The 19,761-nt window shown below is 44.5% G+C and carries 17 protein-coding genes; 14 read left to right on the top strand and 3 right to left on the bottom strand.

The window, feature by feature from the left end; all coding sequences use genetic code 11:
• Nucleotide 1: 1 nt before the first annotated feature.
• Nucleotides 2–1,009, bottom strand: coding sequence for a LacI family DNA-binding transcriptional regulator (locus EP57_RS07965; RefSeq protein WP_036085721.1), 1,008 nt, complete (start codon nucleotides 1,007–1,009; stop codon nucleotides 2–4).
• Between the two features lie 243 nt (nucleotides 1,010–1,252).
• Here EP57_RS07965 and EP57_RS07960 point away from each other — a divergent pair, with 243 nt between their 5' ends.
• The 7 genes from EP57_RS07960 to EP57_RS07930 are packed head-to-tail and all read left to right on the top strand — an operon-like array spanning nucleotide 1,253 to nucleotide 9,486.
• Nucleotides 1,253–2,575 carry an ABC transporter substrate-binding protein gene (locus EP57_RS07960; protein ID WP_036085719.1) on the top strand — a complete coding sequence of 441 codons (1,323 nt, stop codon included), beginning with the start codon at nucleotides 1,253–1,255 and terminating at the stop codon, nucleotides 2,573–2,575.
• Nucleotides 2,572–3,450, top strand: coding sequence for a carbohydrate ABC transporter permease (locus EP57_RS07955; RefSeq protein ID WP_036085718.1), 879 nt, complete (start codon nucleotides 2,572–2,574; stop codon nucleotides 3,448–3,450). Before EP57_RS07960 ends, EP57_RS07955 begins: the two co-directional genes overlap by 4 nt.
• The gene (locus tag EP57_RS07950) at nucleotides 3,437–4,270 is read left to right on the top strand and encodes a carbohydrate ABC transporter permease (protein ID WP_036085717.1); all 834 of its coding nucleotides are present in this window, start codon (nucleotides 3,437–3,439) and stop codon (nucleotides 4,268–4,270) included. The genes EP57_RS07955 and EP57_RS07950 overlap by 14 nt, the downstream gene beginning before the upstream one ends.
• A 16-nt stretch (nucleotides 4,271–4,286) precedes the next feature.
• A complete protein-coding gene (locus tag EP57_RS07945) occupies nucleotides 4,287–5,819 on the top strand; it encodes an alpha-amylase family glycosyl hydrolase (RefSeq protein WP_036086167.1) in 1,533 nt (510 codons plus the stop codon).
• Nucleotides 5,816–6,739 carry a DUF1861 family protein gene (locus tag EP57_RS07940; RefSeq protein WP_036085715.1) on the top strand — a complete coding sequence of 308 codons (924 nt, stop codon included), beginning with the start codon at nucleotides 5,816–5,818 and terminating at the stop codon, nucleotides 6,737–6,739. Before EP57_RS07945 ends, EP57_RS07940 begins: the two co-directional genes overlap by 4 nt.
• Nucleotides 6,740–6,751: 12 nt before the next feature.
• Nucleotides 6,752–7,822 (top strand): BtaManbiosPhlase, encoded by a 1,071-nt coding sequence (locus EP57_RS07935; protein ID WP_036085714.1) that lies wholly within the window; start codon nucleotides 6,752–6,754, stop codon nucleotides 7,820–7,822.
• Nucleotides 7,819–9,486 (top strand): phospho-sugar mutase, encoded by a 1,668-nt coding sequence (locus tag EP57_RS07930; RefSeq protein WP_036085713.1) that lies wholly within the window; start codon nucleotides 7,819–7,821, stop codon nucleotides 9,484–9,486. The genes EP57_RS07935 and EP57_RS07930 overlap by 4 nt, the downstream gene beginning before the upstream one ends.
• 41 nt (nucleotides 9,487–9,527) lie before the next feature.
• Here EP57_RS07930 and EP57_RS07925 read toward each other — a convergent pair whose 3' ends face one another.
• Both EP57_RS07925 and EP57_RS07920 read right to left on the bottom strand, forming a co-directional pair.
• On the bottom strand, nucleotides 9,528–11,228 hold the full coding sequence (locus EP57_RS07925; protein WP_036085712.1) for an Rqc2 family fibronectin-binding protein: 1,701 nt from the start codon (nucleotides 11,226–11,228) through the stop codon (nucleotides 9,528–9,530).
• A 30-nt stretch (nucleotides 11,229–11,258) separates the two neighbouring features.
• Nucleotides 11,259–11,687: a hypothetical protein gene (locus EP57_RS07920; RefSeq protein WP_036085711.1), complete on the bottom strand. Its 429-nt coding sequence runs from the start codon at nucleotides 11,685–11,687 to the stop codon at nucleotides 11,259–11,261.
• Nucleotides 11,688–11,826: 139 nt separating this feature from the next.
• On the opposite strand from EP57_RS07920, the gene EP57_RS07915 reads away from it, so the two are divergent.
• The 7 genes from EP57_RS07915 to EP57_RS07885 all read left to right on the top strand — a co-directional run.
• A complete protein-coding gene (locus tag EP57_RS07915; RefSeq protein ID WP_036085710.1) occupies nucleotides 11,827–12,702 on the top strand; it encodes a YicC/YloC family endoribonuclease in 876 nt (291 codons plus the stop codon).
• Between the two features lie 42 nt (nucleotides 12,703–12,744).
• Nucleotides 12,745–13,362 (top strand): guanylate kinase, encoded by a 618-nt coding sequence (gene gmk / locus EP57_RS07910; protein ID WP_036085709.1) that lies wholly within the window; start codon nucleotides 12,745–12,747, stop codon nucleotides 13,360–13,362.
• Entirely contained in the window at nucleotides 13,363–13,563 is a 201-nt protein-coding gene (gene rpoZ / locus EP57_RS07905; protein ID WP_036085708.1) for a DNA-directed RNA polymerase subunit omega, read from the top strand.
• A gap of 219 nt (nucleotides 13,564–13,782) precedes the next feature.
• Nucleotides 13,783–15,222: a lytic polysaccharide monooxygenase gene (locus EP57_RS07900; RefSeq protein ID WP_052167610.1), complete on the top strand. Its 1,440-nt coding sequence runs from the start codon at nucleotides 13,783–13,785 to the stop codon at nucleotides 15,220–15,222.
• 620 nt (nucleotides 15,223–15,842) lie between these two features.
• Nucleotides 15,843–18,011: a MucBP domain-containing protein gene (locus EP57_RS16495; protein ID WP_052167609.1), complete on the top strand. Its 2,169-nt coding sequence runs from the start codon at nucleotides 15,843–15,845 to the stop codon at nucleotides 18,009–18,011.
• Between the two features lie 4 nt (nucleotides 18,012–18,015).
• The gene (locus EP57_RS07890) at nucleotides 18,016–18,474 is read left to right on the top strand and encodes a hypothetical protein (protein ID WP_036085706.1); all 459 of its coding nucleotides are present in this window, start codon (nucleotides 18,016–18,018) and stop codon (nucleotides 18,472–18,474) included.
• A 35-nt stretch (nucleotides 18,475–18,509) separates the two neighbouring features.
• The coding region (locus EP57_RS07885) for a hypothetical protein (protein ID WP_036085705.1) at nucleotides 18,510–19,761 on the top strand (1,252 nt) is incomplete at its 3' end.

The following is a 19,761-nucleotide window of genomic DNA, read 5'->3' as shown; positions in this document are numbered from 1 at the left end:
ACTAATAATCTTTCAGTCTCCCAGTCGACTCCCTCAAAACCAACTCCGTCCCAATCGCCACATTTACAATCGGGGCACTCGGATTTCGCAACCGCCATTCCATCGTCTCCGCAGCTTTTCTCCCCATAAATCGCAAATCTGTACACATCGTTGTTAGCGGTGGTTGTGCTAAAATCGCGAATTCTGTATTATCAAAACAGACAATCGACACCTGTTCTGGAATCGCAAATCCCTTCGACTGAAAATACGAATTCAAAATAAATCCAAGTCCTGAATTCACACAAAACCATGCGCTCGGCCACTCCTCCAAGCCTTCCAATGCCTGAAACAGCGCGGCTTGCTCTTCTTGTATACTTGTGATCGTGTAATGCGGATTCACCGGCAATTTATAATGCCGCATCGCCTTGCAATATCCTTCAAAACGCTCCTCATAACTCGGCGAAAAATCAACATCGCCAACAAAGCCAATTCGCGTATGACCAAGTTCTATCAGGTGCTCCACAGCTACAAACGCACCATCTTTATTCTGTGACAAAATCGTATCCGTCCGTAAGTGTGGATCATGGTGGTCAATCATCACAGACGGCACACCCAATTCCAAAATCTGTTTCACAAAAACATCACTAATATGCGACAAAATAAAGATTCCTCGCCAATTCTTCTCCTCTAATTCACGTGGTAAACGGTTCGCTGTAATGGCTTCTGGCCCAACAGCAAGCGTCGTCAAATAAAAGCCTCGTGCCATCATTTCCTGTTCCAAACTCAAACAAATCTCACCAAAAAAGCTTTTTTGCGACAAGGCAAATTCGGTTGCCACCAGCGCAAATTGATTATCGATAGGCGTGTATATCACGTCTTTTTTGTATTGATATCCCATTTCATCTGCTTTTTGTAAAACGAGGCGCTTCGTCTGTTCCCCGACACCATTCTTATTTCCCAAGGCTTGCGATACCGAGTTTTTTGAAATCTGCAAAGCGTCTGCGATATCTTGCATTGTGACTTTTTTCATTCATTTTCCTCCTAGATGGGACTTTCTCTCATTTCATTATAAGAGTATTAGCGACAGAATGCAATTGAAAAGTAATGTTATTTGTAATGTTATTGTAAATGGTGCAATTACCGCAATTAAAGTATTTAAAAGCAGTTAATGTAAAAAGTAATTGTTGACATTACAAAATAGTAATGCAATAATGTAATTGTAATTCAAGCGCTTACAAAATTACAATATGATCTAACTAGGAGGACATGAAAGATGAAATTAAAAAAAGTGGTGTTTTCTGTTTTATCCGTAGCATTAGTAGGGAGTTTGCTAGCGGGATGTGGTTCGGGAAGTAAAGATGACGCGTCGGCTGATGGCAAGACGAAGGTAACATTTTGGGCCGCGCCAAATCCAACACAAATGAAGTTTTGGGGAGAAATGGCAACAGCTTTTGAGAAAGAAAATCCAGATATTAAAATCGAAGTATCGCAAATGAAAGAAAGTCCATCTTCTGAAGCAACGGTGCAAGCGGCCATCGCGTCGAAAACAGCACCAACTATTTCGGAAAATATAAATCGTAGCTTTGCCGCACAATTGGCGGACAGTAAAGCAATCGTGCCAATCAATGAAATCGACGGCATGAAAGAAGTAGCAGAAAAACGTAAAATGACCGATAGCCTTGACGCTTGGAAATTCTCGGATGGTAACCAATATGTGTTCCCAGTTTACTCCAACCCGATTCTTTTCGCATGGCGTACTGATATTTTGAAAGAAATTGGTGTGAATGAAACGCCAAAAACATATAGTGATGTACTCGCTGCTGGTAAAAAACTAAAAGCGAAATATCCAGACAAAGTGATTTGGGCAAAAGCAGACTTGGCGGATCCAACAGCTTGGATGCGTTGGTTTGACTTCTTCCCGCTATACAATGCGGCTTCAAAAGGTAATCCATTTGTACAAGATGGCAAATTTGTAGCAGATGACAAAGCTGGAAAAGAAATGCTAACGTTCATGTCTGAGCTACAAAAAAATGAACTATTGTTAGCAGGTCAAGCAACAGATCCATTCGAAACAGGAACGAGTATTATGGCGGATCTTGGTCCATGGTCATTCCCGAACTGGGCAGAGAAATTCCCAGAGCTTAAAAATGGTGAAACATACACAGTTAGCACACCGCCAGTTCCAGATGCTTTAAAAGACGCGAAAAATGTAAACACATATTCGGACGCAAAAGGGATCGTTTTCTACGCACAAGCTAAAGATGCAGAGAAAAAAGCGGCGGTTAAATTCCTAGATTTCGTTTACAGCAACGATAAAAATGATTTGAAATTCTTAGAAACAACAAACTTAATTCCAGCACGTGACGATGCAACACAAAACGCAACATTCACAGACTTCTTCACAAAAAATCCAGCACTAAAAATCTATGCAGAAAACGTGCCATATGCGATTCCAGCAATGGATAACGCAGATTACAATGACATTCAACAAATCATCGGCGAACAAGCATGGAACCCAGTTGTTCGTGGTGAGAAGAAACCTACGAAAGCTTGGAACGATATGAAGAAAGCGGAGGATGGGGTGCTTCAGAAATGAAGAAGCTAAACAACAAATTGGGCTGGTCTTTTACCAGCCCCTATATTATCTTCACACTAATCTTCTTTCTAATCCCGCTCGTTTGGGCAATCTGGCTTTCTGTGACGGATTGGAACATGATGAGCCCAGATATTAATTTTGTTGGCTTTGAAAATTTTACAAAAGCATTTGCGAGCCCAGCGGTGAAGGCATCGTTTTGGGTGACGTATAAATTCTTGATTGTTTTTGTACCGTTAGCGCTTATTTTATCAATGGTCGTGGCGGTTTTAGTCAATGGATTGCCGAGATTTAAAGGCTTATACTTAGTTGCATTTTTCTTGCCGTACTTATCTTCTGGCGTTGTTACGTCGTTAATCGTGAAGGGCTTGCTTTCTTACAATAGTCCGCTGAACATTTTCTTACGAGATCATTTTGGCTGGAATATTGATTGGTTAGGGACGCCGATGACTTCGCTATTTGTAATTTCACTGATGATTGCCTGGAAAATGTCAGGATATTACGCCCTGATTTTGATTTCTGGATTATCGAGCATTAACGAGGAAATTTATGAAGCGGCAGCAATGGATGGCTCTGGACGATTCCGAACATTCTGGAAAGTAACGGTGCCGATGATGTACCCTGCGCTATTTACAGTCATTGTTTTGGCAGTAGGGGTCAGTTTTGGGATTTTCACCGAGGTGTATCAATTAACTGGTGGTGGACCGAACTTTGCGACAAATACGTGGCAAATGGAAATTTATAATCAGGCGTTTGTGAACTTGAAATCCGGTTATGCTTCTGCGATTTCGTTGATGGCAGCCGTTGTGACATTCGCGTCGATTGGCGTTATTAAAAAAGGACTAGAGAAATGGGGCGAGAGAAATGGTTGGTCGTAAAAGTAAGTGGGGCATGGCGGTACGTTACACGTTGACAACATTGCTTTTATTAGTAATGATTTATCCGTTTATTTATCTCGTGCTCAATTCATTCGCAGCGTGGGATCAAGTCGATCGAAAAGTAATTCCGACAGAGTTCACATTGCGGTCTTGGAGTTGGTTGTTCGGTAATGCGACAACAGCGGCTCCGGCACCTTGGATTCAAGCGTTTATAAACACGATTATTGTGGCGACGATTGCGACGGGATTGATGTTGTTATTTGCCATCATGGTTGCGTACGCATTAGCAAAAATTAATTTTAAAGGTAAGGCGTTTGTGAATAATGCGATTTTGTTCCAAATGTTTTTCCCGGCGATTATTTTGTTGATTCCGCAGTTTTTGATGATTACGAATGTTGGTTTATTGGATACGTATGCGGGGATGATTATTCCGACAATGCTTAGTATGTGGGCGATTTTCATGTATACGAACTTTTTTAAGGCGATTCCAGATACGCTTATTGAGGCGGCGAAATTGGATGGCGCGGGGGATATGAAAATTTTGTTCCGTATTGTGTTGCCGATGTCGAAATCGATTAGCACGGTTATCTTCTTGTTCTTATTTACGGATCGTTGGACGAATCTGTTGTGGGATTTAATTGTGTCAAAAAGTGATAGTACGGTGACGCTGAACGTGTTGATATCGCAAATGTTTGGACCTTATGCAACGTATCCTGGTCCGATGTATGCGGCGTCGGTTGTTCTGACTTTACCGCTCATTATTTTGTTCTTATTCTTCTCGAAAAAATTCCAAGAAGGTATGCAGTTTACATTGAAGTAAGGAGTTTAGCAACATGGTGAAATGGTGGCAAGAAACGGTTTTTTATGAGATTTATATGCCGTCATTTAAGGATGGTAATGACGACGGGATCGGTGATTTTAAAGGGTTGCGTGAGAAAATTCCTTATTTGGCCGAGCTTGGGATTGGTGGTGTTTGGTTAACGCCGTTTTATCCTTCGCCAAAAGTGGATAATGGCTATGATGTGAGTGATTATTATGCGGTGGATGCGGATTTTGGAACGATGGCGGACTTGGAGGCGTTTATTGCCGAGGCGCATGCGTACGGGATTCGGGTCATTGCGGATATGGTTGTGAATCATGTGTCGACAGAACATGCGTGGTTCAAGGAAGCACGTCTCGCGCGGGATAGTCCGAAGCGTGATTGGTTTGTTTGGCAGGATACGCCGAATAATTGGGAGTCGTTTTTTGGAGGCCCGGCTTGGGAATGGGACGCGTCGTCGGAACAGTATTATTACCACAGTTTTGCGAAGGAGCAGGTCGATTTGAATTGGCGTAACGAGGAAGTGGTGCGCGAGATTTGGAACGTCTTTGATTTTTGGTTGGATAAGGGGCTGGACGGGTTTCGGCTCGATGTGATTAATAATTTGACGCTGACTCGGAATTTTCCGGATAATCCGGTGGATGCGAACGGTGAGCAAGTGCATATTTTTGATAAGGATCAGCCGGGAATGGATGCGAAAATGGCGGAAATTGGCGCTTATATTCGCGGGAAAGGTGATTATTTTACGGTTGGTGAGATTAGTTCGGATAAGCTTTCGGACATTGAAAAATATGCGGGAACTGACGGGCTTGATGTGACGTTTAATTTTAACTTTGGTAGTGTCGCGAGTCGGGACGGGATTGTGGCGGAGCTTTCGCGGATGCAGGAAGTTTATGCGGATGGTCGGATGCCGACGTTGTTCTTTGGAAGTCATGATATGAGTCGGTCTTGGAATCGTTTGGCGGACGGGCGCGAAGATGTGGCGCAGATGCTTGCGATGCTGATGTTGACGGCGCATGGTGTTCCGTTTGTGTATTTTGGCGAGGAACTGGGGATGGCGGATTTTGTGCCGGATTCGGTGGATGCGATGCGGGATGTGCAGGGGATTTATGCATATGATTTGGAACTGGAAGCGGGACGGCCAGCTGATGAGGCATTGCGAGTTGCGCAGGATAAGACGCGAGATAAAGCGCGGGCGCCAATGTGGTGGCCGGAAGGGTTTTCGCAAGGGGTTGCGTGGATTGGTGAAGTGCCGCCTGATTTTGAACGGGGGCGCCGGATGTTTACGTTTTATCAAGCATTGATTGCGCTTCGGAAGACCGCGGATTTTTGTGAACCGGGTTATCGTGCTTTTGATGTGGACGGAGCGCTTTTGATGTATGTTCGCGGTGATTATTTGGTGTGCTTGAACTTTGGTGAGGCGCGCGAAATGGAGAATCGTTGGGGAAACTTGACGGAAATTTTGGCGAATCAGTCGATTGTTTTTGATGCTGAAACAGTGAAGTTGCCGGAAAATGCGGCAGTAATTTTTAAGGTGGGTGAACAATGAAAGGGATTGCGGAGTTATTGAAGGAATATCGAGCGAAAAATGAGGCGACGGCTGTGGAACGGCTGCGTTTTGTTGGGGCTCTCGATCAGGATGTGTATAACATTACGGCGCCGTTTGTTGTGAACGGGACGGAAGTGATTGCTGGGCGTATCGAGGCGCGGGATAGTGAAATGGCGCATATTGGCTTTTTTGAAAAACAGGATGATGCGTGGGTTCTGTTGGAAAATACGACGGAATTGGCGTTACAAGATCCATTTGTGACGCGGATTGATAATGCATGGATTATCGGTGGCGTGGAAGTGTTTCCGAGCGCCGAAGACCCGGAGAAATTGGCGTGGCGAACGTGTCTATATCGCGGAACGTCGCTTACAGAGCTCACTTTAGTTTTCCAAGGGCCAGTTGGGATGAAAGACTTGCGTTTGAAACAACTAGCAAGTGGTGAAATTGCCGTGTTTACGAGACCTCAAGGCGAAAAAGGCGGACGTGGCAAAATTGGTTTTTGTCTTGTGAAAAATTTGGCAGAACTAACGGTCGCGTGTGTGGAGGAAGCGCCTCTTTTGGCACCTCATTTTGCAGACGAGGAGTGGGGCGGCGCTAATGAAATCCATCTTTTGAAAAATGGCCAACTTGGCGTCTTAGGGCACATTGCTAATTTTGATAGTGCTGGGGATCGGCATTATTATGCGGCGGTTTGCGTCGTTGATCCTGCGACAAGTGAGATTGTGGTGCCGATGACCATTATTTCGGAACGCGCGGACTTTTTGGATGGGCCTACGAAGCGTCCTGATTTAGTGGATGTTGTTTTTAGTGGCGGTTTAGTTCGCAAACCGGATGGAACGGCTGATTTGTATGTTGGGATAAGTGATGCGGATGCGCAAAAACGTGTGATTCGTGACCCATTTGTGAAATTTGAAGGATAGGGAGATAGGAAAATGTTAAATGTGTATCGTTATGAGGAAAATCCATTAATTACGCCGGCTGATGTGGTACCGCATCGCCCAGATTTTGAGGTGTTAGGTGCGTTTAATGCGGGCGTTGCAAAATATCAAGATGAGACGTTATTGTTGTTGCGTGTGGCGGAAAAGCCAATCAGTGAGGACCCGAATATTGTGAAAGCGCCTGTTTTCAATATGGAGACGAAGGAATTAGATATTTTGGAGTTTCGCTTGGATGATCCGACGTATGATTTTGAAGATCCGCGGATGATTCGGACGAAGGATAAGCTAGAAGGGTTTGCGTATTTGACGTCGCTTTCGTACATTCGGATTGCGCGAAGCAAGGATGGGCATCATTTCACGATTGATGAAAAACCGTTTTTGTATCCGTTTAATGAATATCAGACGTTTGGGATTGAAGACGCGCGTGTGACGCAAATTGGAGATGTTTACTATGTGAACTTTAGTGCGGTTTCTGAGATGGGCGTTGCTGATGCGATGATTTCAACGACTGATTTTGTGGATTACAAGTATGAGGGAAATATTTTTGCACCGGAGAATAAAGATGTATTGATTTTTCCAGAGAAGGTGAACGGGAAGTATTATGCACTGCACCGTCCGAGCCTGAAAAGCATTGGGAATTTGGATATTTGGATTGCATCTTCGCCTGATTTACATAGTTGGGGCGATCATCGTCATTTGCTAGGCATTCGGGAAGGCGCTTGGGATAGCGGGCGTATTGGTGGCGGTGCTGTACCAATCAAGACGGAAAAAGGCTGGCTGGAATTGTACCACGGCGCGACGAAAGACCATCGTTATTGTATGGGCGCAGTTTTGCTGGATTTAAATGATCCGATGAAAGTGCTGGCAAGAACGGAAACGCCGATTTTAGAACCTGAGGCAGACTATGAGAAAAATGGCTTCTTTGGGGATGTTGTTTTTGGCTGCGGTACGATTGTGGAAGGCGACGTGATTAAAATGTATTACGGTGTTGCGGATACGTCGATGGCTTGTTGTGAGCTGAGTGTGGCGGAGATTTTGCAGCAATTAGAGGATGAAAGCCGATGACTTGGCAGGAAAATTGGCAGAAATGGAGCGTGGCGTCGGCAGATGATGCGGCGCTTCAGGAGAAATTGACGGAATTATCAAACGACGAATTAAGACGTGAACATTTTTATCGCTATTTGGAATTTGGAACTGGCGGTATGCGCGGCGAGCTTGGTTGCGGGACGAATCGGATGAATAAATACATGATTCGCTGGGTGACGAGTGGCGTGGCGGCGTATATTTTGGAGCAAGGACGGCAAAATGATGGTGTGGCGATTGCCTATGATTCGCGTCATTTTTCGGCGGAATTTGCGCTTGAAGCGGCGAAAACACTTGGTGCTACGGGGATTAAGGTTTATTTATCGGATGCGTTGCGACCAACGCCAGAACTATCGTTTATCGTACGGAAATGGCAGGCAGCAGCGGGAATTGTTATCACGGCAAGCCATAATCCTGCGGAATACAACGGTTTTAAAGTGTACGGCGCGGACGGTTGCCAAATCACGCTGGAAGTGGCGGCTAAAATCACGAACTACTTGGAAACGGTGACGGATTTATTTGCGATTCCAGTCGGGGATGAACAGGCGTTATTTCAAGACGAGTTACTTGAATACATTGGGGCAGAAGCGGATACGGCATATTTGGAGCAAGTGCAAACCGTGACGCAAAATCCTGAATTGACGCAACAAAACGGCGCCGAATTGCAAATTGTTTACACGCCGCTTCACGGAACGGGAGAACGCCTTGTTTTGGGCAGTTTGAAGCAAGCAGGTTTTACAAATATACATGTTGTAGCGGAGCAAGCTAGGCCAGACGGTGCTTTTCCAACGGTGACTTCGCCAAATCCCGAAGACCACGAAGCGTTCGAACTGGCGATAAAAGCAAGTGATGGAGCAGATATTTTGATGGCAACAGATCCTGACGCAGACAGAATTGGTGTCGCTGTGAAAAACGAAAACGGCGAGTATCAAATTTTAACAGGAAATCAATTAGGCGCGTTGCTACTTCATTATTTGGTGACACAACCAGAAATCCCGCCAAACAGTGCGCTCATAAAAACAATCGTAACGAGTGACCTAGGTGAGAAAATTGCCACGAAATACGGCGTGAAAACCTACAATACACTGACTGGTTTCAAATTTATCGGCGAAAAAATCGCCGAATGGGAAACAACGCAAGCTGCCCACTTTTTGTTTGGCTATGAAGAAAGTTATGGCTATCTCGTCAAGCCTTTCGTTCGCGATAAAGACGCAATTCAGGCCGCACTTTTAACAGCAGAAGTGGCACTAGCACTGAAAAAACAAGGGAAAACACTATACGAAGGCTTGCAAGAAATCTACGAAACATTCGGCTATTTCGCAGAATCGCTCCACACCATCACCGCAAAAGGCGAACAAGGCGTGGCGCGAATCCAAGAAATGATGCAACAAATGCGACTGGCTGACTCTGTTCACCCCGATGTTGTGCGAAAAGAAGACTACAAAACAGGCGAAGGCATCGAATTAGTCTTGCCAAAATCAGACGTTTTAAAATTCTACTTAGCAGACGGCTCATGGTTTTGCATTCGCCCATCCGGCACCGAACCAAAATGCAAAATCTATTTCAGTTGCATAGGCGAAACAAATATAGCGGCCATAGCAAAACGAACAGCATTAGAAAAACATATACTAGCCCAGCTAAAATAAAAAACACGCCATCAAAGCATCACAGCTCTGGTGGCGTATTTCTAATTTCTTAACTTCTGTACTGTCTCTTCATCCGGCGTCACAAAATACGTCGTCTGATTATCATACGTCACATAACCCGGTTTGGCACCGCTCGGTTTTTTCACATGTTTGATAAGCGTCGCGTCCACTGGGACCGAACCAGACAATCGCGCTTTCGAATAAAACGCCGCAATCATCGCCGCCTCCACAATCGAAGCCTCATCTGGATTCGCATCTTGAATCACAACATGCGACCCAGGTAAGTCTTTCACATGGAACCAAAGATCCGAATTTCGCGCGAATTTATTCGTCAAATAATCATTTTGCTTATTATTTTTACCGACCAGAATTGGCAATCCTGTGCTCGACGTATATTTTTCCAATGTCGGATTTTGATTCGGTTTTCGGCTTCCTTTTTTCTGTTTATACTTGATGTAGCCTTGTTCTGCAAGCTCCACACGAATTTCCTCGACATCCTCCGGCGAAGCATCTTCTAATTGCTGTTGCACCGTCTCCAAATAAGCAATTTCCTCCGTCGTCAAGCGCATTTGCTCCTCCACAAACCGAACCGCTTTCTTCAATTTCTGATATTTATTAAACAAAAACTGCGCGTTCTGGGCAGGGGACTTACGAATATCCAGCGGAATCGTCACCATTCCCATATCCTCATCGTAAAAATTCTGCACCGCAATCTCCGTCATACCACGCGAAACAAGATGCAAATTCGCCGTTAGCAACTCGCCAAAAATGCGAAATTCATCGGCGCGCTCCGTATCAACAAGCGTCTGCTCCAACTTCTCAATTTTCAAACGATCCCGGTCCAATTCATTGGCTAGCAAACGTTCCAAATCATGCGCAATCTGATGCACTCGGTCCCGCGTCGCCTTCCCACTATAAAATCGGTCCAACAAAGCGCTCAGCGAAGGCAACTCCGCCGTCATTTCCGTATCCGCCAGCTGCATAAAATAAAAATCTTCCTTCGCATTTTTCACAAAAAGATTAGGTACGGCAGGCTTCGCGCAATCCGCCATCACACTAAAAAACGCTTTTGGCAACGTATCGCGATTTACCATACCGGCCCGCGCGATCACTTCATTTGCTAACAATGGACTAAAACCAGCCACCGCGCCAACGACTTGCTTCGCCATTTTGCCAGCATTAAAATCTAATTTTGCTAGTAACGCATCTTCTGTTACCGTCCACGGATCTAATTTGTCCGAAGAAGGCGGTAAAATATAAGGCGCACCAGGCAACAGCGTCCGGTAACTATTAAAAGCAGGCGACACGTGCTTAATACAATCCACAATCGTCTCTTTCTCACGGTCTACCAACACGATATTACTGTGCCGTCCCATAATTTCCACATACAAATCACAAAACCGCGTCTCACCAATCTCATCTTTCCCACGAACCCCAAAAATCAAAATCCGGTCATTTTCGACTTGGCGAATCGACTCAATAATCGCACCTTCCATGTATTTGCGTAATAACATACAAAACATCGGCGGCTGCGCAGGGTTTTCCATCGTCTCTTTTGTGAGCTGAATGCGCGCATAACTCGGATGAGCCGAAATCAAAATCCGCTGATTCTCCCGATTTTTACGAATATGCAAAACTAATTCATGCGCAAACGGTTGGTGAATTTTCATAATCCGCCCCGTCTCGCACTGCTCCGTTAATTCTTCTGTCATTGCTCTTAAAAACATTGTATCAAATGCCATTTGCTTGTTTCAGTCCTTTAAAAAAATAGTTTACTCTTGGCTACTCACAGACACATTGCCGTGCGAATACGTAATAGCCATATTCATCGTGCCGTCTTTTTTAATACTTTCAAAACTAATATATAACGTGCTATTTAGCGTCGAATCGACATCAGGTAAATCCATATTGCTCTCATGTTTCTTCCCATTTTTGTCCACATAACTGATCGTTAATCCGCCAGGCTTCAAATCCACCGGCTTTTTGCGAATCTCTTTTGACTCCTCGTTTGATAGCCCAGGAATCGTTGCAATTGTCGTCCCAGCATTGCTCACCGTAATCTCCGAAGACTTGCTCCCACTATAATTATCGACCGAAATTATGAAGTCCTCTGTTGGCGTCGGCACTACGAATCGCAACAAGAAAGAAAGCGCAAAAATAGCCACAAAAACAATCCCAAAAATCATTCCATTTCGCTTCATATACCTATTTCTCCTCTTTTTTCTTTCATTGTACCACAAGAAGTATAAAACTTGCGCTATATTCCTCATTTTAGCTGTATTCTTTGCGACTTTTTGATATAATGGAAAAGTGAAATTGTAATGCGAGAGGCTGGTTGAGATGGTAAAAAGTATGACTGGATTCGGGCGAGCAGGGAAGCAATCAGAGAATTTCAAAGTAACCGTAGAATTAAAGGCCGTAAATCACCGCTATTTGGAGACGCTTTTTCGGATGCCGCGGGTATTTGCCTATTTAGAAAGTAAACTGAAAAAAAGCATTGCCGAACAAATAAAACGAGGACGCGTCGAATGCGCGATTACGATTGAAGGCAACAAAGCAACAAAAGAAAAGCTGGTCGTCAATTGGGATTTGGCCGATGAATATATCCGTTTTATGCGCCAAGCAACGCAGCGTTACCAAATGGAAGACGCGTTAAATATTCAAGAACTACTCCTTGATCCGCGTTTCTTAGAAATTGTCGAAAGTAGCGAGCCAGATTCGGAGTTAGAACATTTGCTACTAGAAGCAACACTTGCTGCAACGAAGCGTCTAGACGAAATGCGTGAAGCAGAAGGCAACGAACTAGCACTGCACTTCAAACACCATTTAGACACCGTAGCCGAGCTTTTAGAAGCCATCCAGACCTACATACCAGAAATGGAAACCACCTATCGCACGAAATTGGAGAACCGCTTGCTAAGTTATGTCGGCGAAGATTTTGATAAGGCGCTTGTGCTATCAGAAATCGCGATTATGCTAGAGAAATCCGATATTAACGAAGAAATCGAACGTTTAGGAAGCCATATGAAGCAGTTTTCACACATTATTTTACGAAACGAGCCAATTGGTCGGAAGCTCGATTTTCTGATTCAGGAGATGAATCGCGAAGTAAATACGATCGGTTCCAAGGCTAGCCATTTGGAAATTACGAATCGTGTGGTAGAATTAAAGACAACACTTGAAAAAATGCGCGAACAAATTCAAAATGTAGAGTGATTTTTCAAGCAGTATGCTAATTTAGAAAAGAGGAACGCAATCATGACAGATCGAGGACTTCTCATTGTTTTATCTGGTCCTTCTGGAGTTGGTAAGGGAACAGTGCGCAAAGCTGTATTTGACGACCCAACCACTTCATTTGAATATTCCATTTCGATGACAACAAGAAAGCCCCGCGAAGGCGAAGTGGACGGTGTGGACTATTATTTCCGCACGAAAGAACAATTCGAGCAAGCGATTCAAGATGGGAAAATGCTAGAATACGCGCAATATGTCGGCAACTATTACGGAACACCACTAGATTACGTGGAAGAAATTTTGGCAGACGGAAAAGATGTTTTCTTAGAAATCGAGGTTCAAGGCGCGTTGCAAGTGCGTCAAGCAATGCCAGATGGAATCTTTATTTTCCTGACCCCACCAGACTTAAGCGAGCTGAAAAACCGCATTATTGGGCGTGGCACAGAGTCGATGGACGTTGTTGAAGAGCGCATGACTGAGGCCCGTAAAGAAATTGAAATGATGAACTCCTATGATTATGCCGTCGTTAATGATATAGTAGATAATGCCGTTCAAAAAATTAAGGGAATCGTCCAAACAGAACACCTAAAAATCGAACGCGTTGTTCACAAGTATGAAAAAATGTTAGAGGAGTTGGAATAAATGTTATATCCATCAATTGATAATCTGTTGTTAGTTATTGATTCAAAATACTCATTAGTAACGGTAGCCGCTCGTCGTGCCCGCCAAATGCAAAAAGACCACGATCCAGGCACGCTAGAAGATTTCCAATCACATAAAGAAGTTGGGAAAGCCCTGGAAGAGATTTACGCTGGAAACTTAGTAATGGGAAAAGATAAATAAGGAGTTGCCTCGCGCAGCTTCTTTTTTGCGTACAAATAGTAAATGATAACGCTTACTTGCGATTTTTTGTACAGCTCTGTGAACAAAATAACATATATCATCGAAAAGCCTTGATAGGACTCGTTTCCCGTGTTTTTTTGCGATTATCCAGCTACTCAAATTGGCTAATTTCCAGTACAATAGAGCCATGGGGGAGAAAAAATAATGGAGGTAACATATATGAAAAATTGGATTAAAGTCGCAGGTTTTGCGTCAACAGTAGCTATTTCGATGCTTGTTTTTCAAGGACAAGCGTCAGCGCACGGCTATATCTCAAAGCCAGCAAGCCGTGTTTATTTAGCAAATCAAGGCATTAACACAAACGTAGGATCAGCACAATGGGAACCACAAAGCATCGAAGCACCAAAAGGTTTCCCAGAAAAAGGACCACTTGACGGTCAAATCGCAGGTGGCGGCAAATACAGCCTACTAGACGAACAAACACAAAATCGCTGGTCAAAAGTCGACATTCAAAGTGGCAAAACAACCATCGAATGGACACTAACAGCACCACATAAAACAAGCAGTTGGAGCTACTACATCACGAAAAACGGTTGGGACCCTAACAAACCACTCACACGTGACCAGCTACAACTCATCACTAAAATTCAAGCAGATGGCACAGCACCAGCAGCAAAAACATCCCAAGAAATCACAATTCCAGCTGACCACACAGGCTACCATGTTATTTTAGGCGTATGGGAAATTGCCGATACTGGCAACGCATTCTACCAAGTAATCGATGCGAATATTAGCGGCGGAAGTTCCGTTCCCGATACAGAAGCACCGACAAAACCAGCACAACTAGAAACAACCGCACAAACATTTAACTCTGTATCTCTAAAATGGCAAGCATCAACAGACAATAAAGGCGTCTCATCTTACGAAATCTACCGCGATGGCAAATTTATCGGCGAATCAACAACACCAACCTACCAAGACACGAACTTAGCAGAAAACACGACATACACTTATACCGTTCGTGCCAAAGATTTTGCAGGCAACCGCTCGGAATGGAGCAACAGCATTCAAGCAAAAACAGCAGTCAAACCAGCAGCTGACACAGAAAAACCAACCGCACCAAAAATGCTGATGACTCATGCTCAATCATCTAATACGATTGACCTTTGCTGGCAAGCCTCATCAGATAATATCGGCGTAGCCTATTACGAAATTTACCGAGATGGTGTCAAAATCAAAACACAAACAGGCGTTATGTTCCAAGATATCAGCCTAAAGAGCGATACAACATATAACTATCTTGTTTATGCCGTAGACACATCCGGCAACCGTTCTGACGCAAGTAATTTACTAGCAGCCAAAACAAAACCAGCAGAAGTCATCCCAACAGGCACATGGTCATCCACACGCATTTATGTGGCTGGCGACATGGTGACTTACGACAACCAACAATACCGTGCGAAATGGTGGACACTTGGCAATAAACCAAGCGAAAGCGACGCGTGGGAACAAATCGGCGGAGGCATTGCCGACTGGAACAGCACAAAAGCTTACAACGGTGGCGACAAAGTCACATATAACGGAAAAAACTACCAAGCTAAATGGTGGATTCGCGGCGAACGCCCGGATGCTTCGATTGTCTGGGTATTGGTGAAATAAGTTCTAAAAGTAGTCTAGATAGCCATTCATTTCAGTGAAAACTGATTAGATGGTTATCTAGATTTTTGTAACCAGACATCGTTCCACTTCCTTTCGTTTTTGTGTCTACTTGAAAACAGCATAACATTTAACTTTACTGTCTACTTTATTAGTATACGTTCAATCGATAGCTGTGCAAAAAATGCTACACATCTATGGAGAATCGATTGATAATAAAGTAAAAGAGAAGAATTTAATACATAAGTTACTCATCGAAGAGCGTTTAAGAATCTCTGAGATATTTTGATTATCTTTTATCTGAAATTATCGTAAAGGCACATTTAACGAATCTGACACAATGGCATTGTGGTATATTCTCGTTACATATTATTCGCATAAACGAAAAAAGAGGCACACAACTTGTGTCTTTTTTTGTTGGGGATGTGGTGGCCGATTTCCTTAAAAAAGCCACTTTGGCCAGTTTGCACCAAACGAATTAAATGATAGCGCTCTCTTTGTTGGCTTTTTGAGAAGGAATGTCATATTTTATATACAGCAATTACATGTGAAAACAGATACAATAATGAAGCAGAATCGGGATGAGGATATTTTCATCACCAATAAAAGGAGGAAATCATACTATGCTAGCATATCAAAGAAGAAAGCAATACCGAAGGTGGGTTCACATAGGGCTGACAGGCGTGTTGTTAGGGAGTGGCATTGTCACATACGTTCCCAAAAATTCGTCCGCATATACCGTAGAAGCCAAGACGCTGACGACACCCAAAGCAACAAATACAAAACCAACCATTCCAGCCAATAGTACCTATCGTTCGCTTTTTCCAGATTCAAAATTAGCAATGACGGTCGCTGCAGAGACAGGAGATTTCGATTGGAGTGCGTGGTTACTAAATCTAGATGATTATTCGTTAGATCGTCCAGTGACGCAAGAAAAGCTCAATCAGGTGACGAAAATCACGGAAAATTGGGGTATTACAGAGAATCCGATGCGAAAGATTGAAGGTGTCCAATACCTGCACAATTTAAAGCGGCTATACATTGGAGATGGTGTATGGAGCGGTTTCGTAGAAAATCTAGATTTATTAGCCGGTCTAGATAAACTAGAAGAGCTCTCCATCGTAAGGAGTAAAGTGCAAGATATTTCGGGAATAACAAACTTAACCAATCTCAGGTATTTATATTTAAGTGACAACAACATCACAGATGCGAGTCCGATTGCGGGATTAACCAAACTGGAATATATCAGTTTGGATTCGGGAAATAACATTCAGAGTTTGGCTCCTTTTCGTCAGCTGACGAACCTCAAGAAGTTGTATTTGAATGCGAGTGTCAGTGATTTTAGACCGTTGCAACACTTACCGCTAATTCAGGATGCAAGTAATACATGGGAATTACGAGGAGAAGTGCAACTCCCGGATGCCTATGTCGGGGAACCGGTCTTTATGCAGGCGTTTGATCCTACTGGACAGCAGGTGGCATATGGTTCTGTTTACTTGGATGATAAATGGCAGGGATTGGACGCATACCAAAATAATCATGTTATTTGGACAAAACAGGGTACAGTTGGAAGTGTGACCTTTACACAGCGGCCTGTAGGAGCCACTGATTATAGTCGTTATATAAGAGTAGACTTTAAGCAGCGAGTGCTTCCTGCCAAAGCAACCGTTCAACCCGTCACCGTCCGTTATGTGGATGATCAAGGCGAAGTTTTAGCGCCAGAGGAACGTCTAACGGGAGTACTGGGCGAAGCGTATGAAGCCCAAGCCAAAACGATTAACGGCTATCAACTCACCGAAGAACCAGCGAATCGGGTGGGGACTTTCAGCACCGAAGCGCAAACGGTGACGTTTGTCTACACCAAGGAAGCTGTCCCTGTCAGCCAAGCGGTCACAGTGCGTCATCTAGATATCGAAGGGAAGGTCGTAGCACCGGAAGAAGTATTAAGAGGAGCTATAGGGGATACGTATGAAGCCCAAGCCAAGGCTATTGCAGGATACCGCCTTGTCACGACACCAGCCAACCAAACGGGCACTTTTGGTACAGAAGCGCAAACGGTAACCTTTATCTATGCGCAAGAGACAGCCCCACCTATGGCGCAACCCGTCACGGTACAGTATGTCGATGACCAAGGGCAAGCCTTAACACAAGAGGAAACCCTGACCGGGGTATTTGGTGCTCCATATCAAGCCGAAGCTAAAACAATTCCAGGCTATCAACTGACGAACCTGCCAAGCAATCACGCAGGGACTTTCCAAGCCGTGGCGCAAACCGTCCGTTTTATCTATACCAAACAAGCGTTGCCAGTAGCACAACCCGTCACGGTACAACATGTGGATGCACAAGGGAAAGCCATAGCGGAAGAAGATCTCCTGTATGGGAACGCAGGGGATACGTACCACGCGAAAGCCAAAGTGATTTCAGGTTACCATGTCTCCGAACACCCAGCGAACGCAACGGGAATCTTCGGTCCATCCGCGCAAACGGTGTGCTTTGTCTATGCCCCAGACGAGCCCATCGAAGCGATGGATCCAGTAGAGGAGGAGCCCACCACACCACCGAAGCCTTCCCTACCATCTCCCGTGACAGAGGATACAAGAACACCATCTGTTCCTTTACCGACGCAAGTGTCCTCCGAAGCAAGTCCATCGGTGGTGCCGGTGGTGCCAGGACCGACCCTGCCCTCGTTAGGAGAGCGCACCACGCATTCCATCGGATGGGGATTCACCTTGTTGCTAGTAGGCACTTGGCTACTCCTTCGTTATCCATCAAGCAAGCGTAAAAGGAGCTAAATGTATGTCAAAGAAAAGAACATGGATCCAAAAAGCAAGTTATGGTATGTGCCTCGGGACCTTATTATTCAGCCCAGCAGAGAGCTGGCTAGAAGATCAGCACCCCATCGAGGCAGTGACGCAAGCGGAGGTAGGGATGACCTTTCAGGAGCGATTTCCAGATCCAAACTTGGCACACGCTGTGTATCTAGAGTTATATCCAGAAAAAACATTATTTCCCGAACGAGTCAACTTAGAATCGCCTGTGTCTGCGGAGCAATTAGCGACGATCACCATCTTAGTAGATACCCCCGAAAGGCCGATAACAGATTTGACGGGCATTCAACAGTTGTCCCACTTAAAAACCCTGCATGCGGAAGGGGATGAAGGGGGGCGGATTCAACAGCTAGAACCATTGGCATCGATGAAAAACTTAGAGCATTTGACCTTGCGAAACGAATTCATCCAAGACCTAACCCCTTAGCGAAGCTCACGCAGTTACAGAGCTTGGATCTCTCCATGAATCGGATTACATCGGTGCAAGCGTTACAAGGGTTGACGCAATTACAAACACTACGGCTGACAGGGAACCAAGTGACCGATTTTCGGCCATTAGAGGAGATACCAGCTGTACAGGCAAAGGATACAGCGCATTTTGAAGCACTCGCCCAAACGATTCAGGCAGAAGAGACAAAGACAACGGGAGAAACGAGTCAATTGGTGGTATACACCCCCGAAGGGGAGCAAATCGCCGCGAATGTGGCCAGCTCGCAAGGGGAGGTACAAGCAGGAAACACGGTGAAATGGCTCCAGCCTGGCGACCAAATGGTGCAATACCGTGACAGTGAAACGCAGATTGTGGCATTTTTGCAGCAGAACGTAGTAGGAGAGAAGTTAGTCACGAAACAAGTCAGAAGTGTGTTATCCGCCAATGTACAGCCTATTTCTATCTTAAATGCCAAAGGTGAATTGATAAAACAGGATTCCTGTGTAATGATGGCAGGGGATTCAGATGCCGCGAAGGACGTGAACAAAGCATCCATCGAAGCAGCACTTGAAAAGGTAAGCGAATTAGTTCCCGATATAAATCAACATCGTGGTACTATCCGCTTGCCTTCAGGGGAGTGGTATTTAAAACAAAAAATAAAGTTAATAGATGGGGTAACATTTGAGGGACAAGGAAAAACTACACTGTATCGGGCTATCGGTGATTTCGCTAAAACGTCAATTTCAACTGTAGATCAGGTACAGTATTATGATGCCATGATTGATATGGCAAATGATACGGTGGTACGTAATTTAACCTTAGATGGGCTTCGAGCCCCAGAAGCTAGTATGATTTTCCACCAAAATGGTATCACAGCCAAAGGAAACTATGGCGAAGGTCCGAATCCCCAAGCACCAACAGCGAAGGATTATCTTCAGAATTTGACCATTGAAGACGTGGCTATCCAAAATATGGCTGGAAGCGGGATAACAATCGATCTGGCTAAAAACGTCACGATTCGTGGCACAACGGCTGTTACTGCGCCTAATCATGCGATGAAGGTCGAGAATGTGAAGAATGATGGTATTATTGGTTACTCAGTGGAAAATATGCGAGTAGAAAACACACTCACAAGAACCATTGGACATAATATCAATGGGGTTGATGGGAAAAATTACAATATATGCGCTACGATGCGCAAAATGGGGCACCCTGACCCAGGTCTGGCTTATTATGTTCGTTATCCTAATAGTCGAGATGTGACCTTCCAGCACAATGTTGTCC

The organism is Listeria booriae (genome assembly GCF_000766865.1).
In the GTDB taxonomy this organism is placed as follows: domain Bacteria; phylum Bacillota; class Bacilli; order Lactobacillales; family Listeriaceae; genus Listeria_A; species Listeria_A booriae.
Note: the sequence above shows the minus strand (reverse complement) of the source record. Positions and strands in the feature narration are given on the sequence as shown.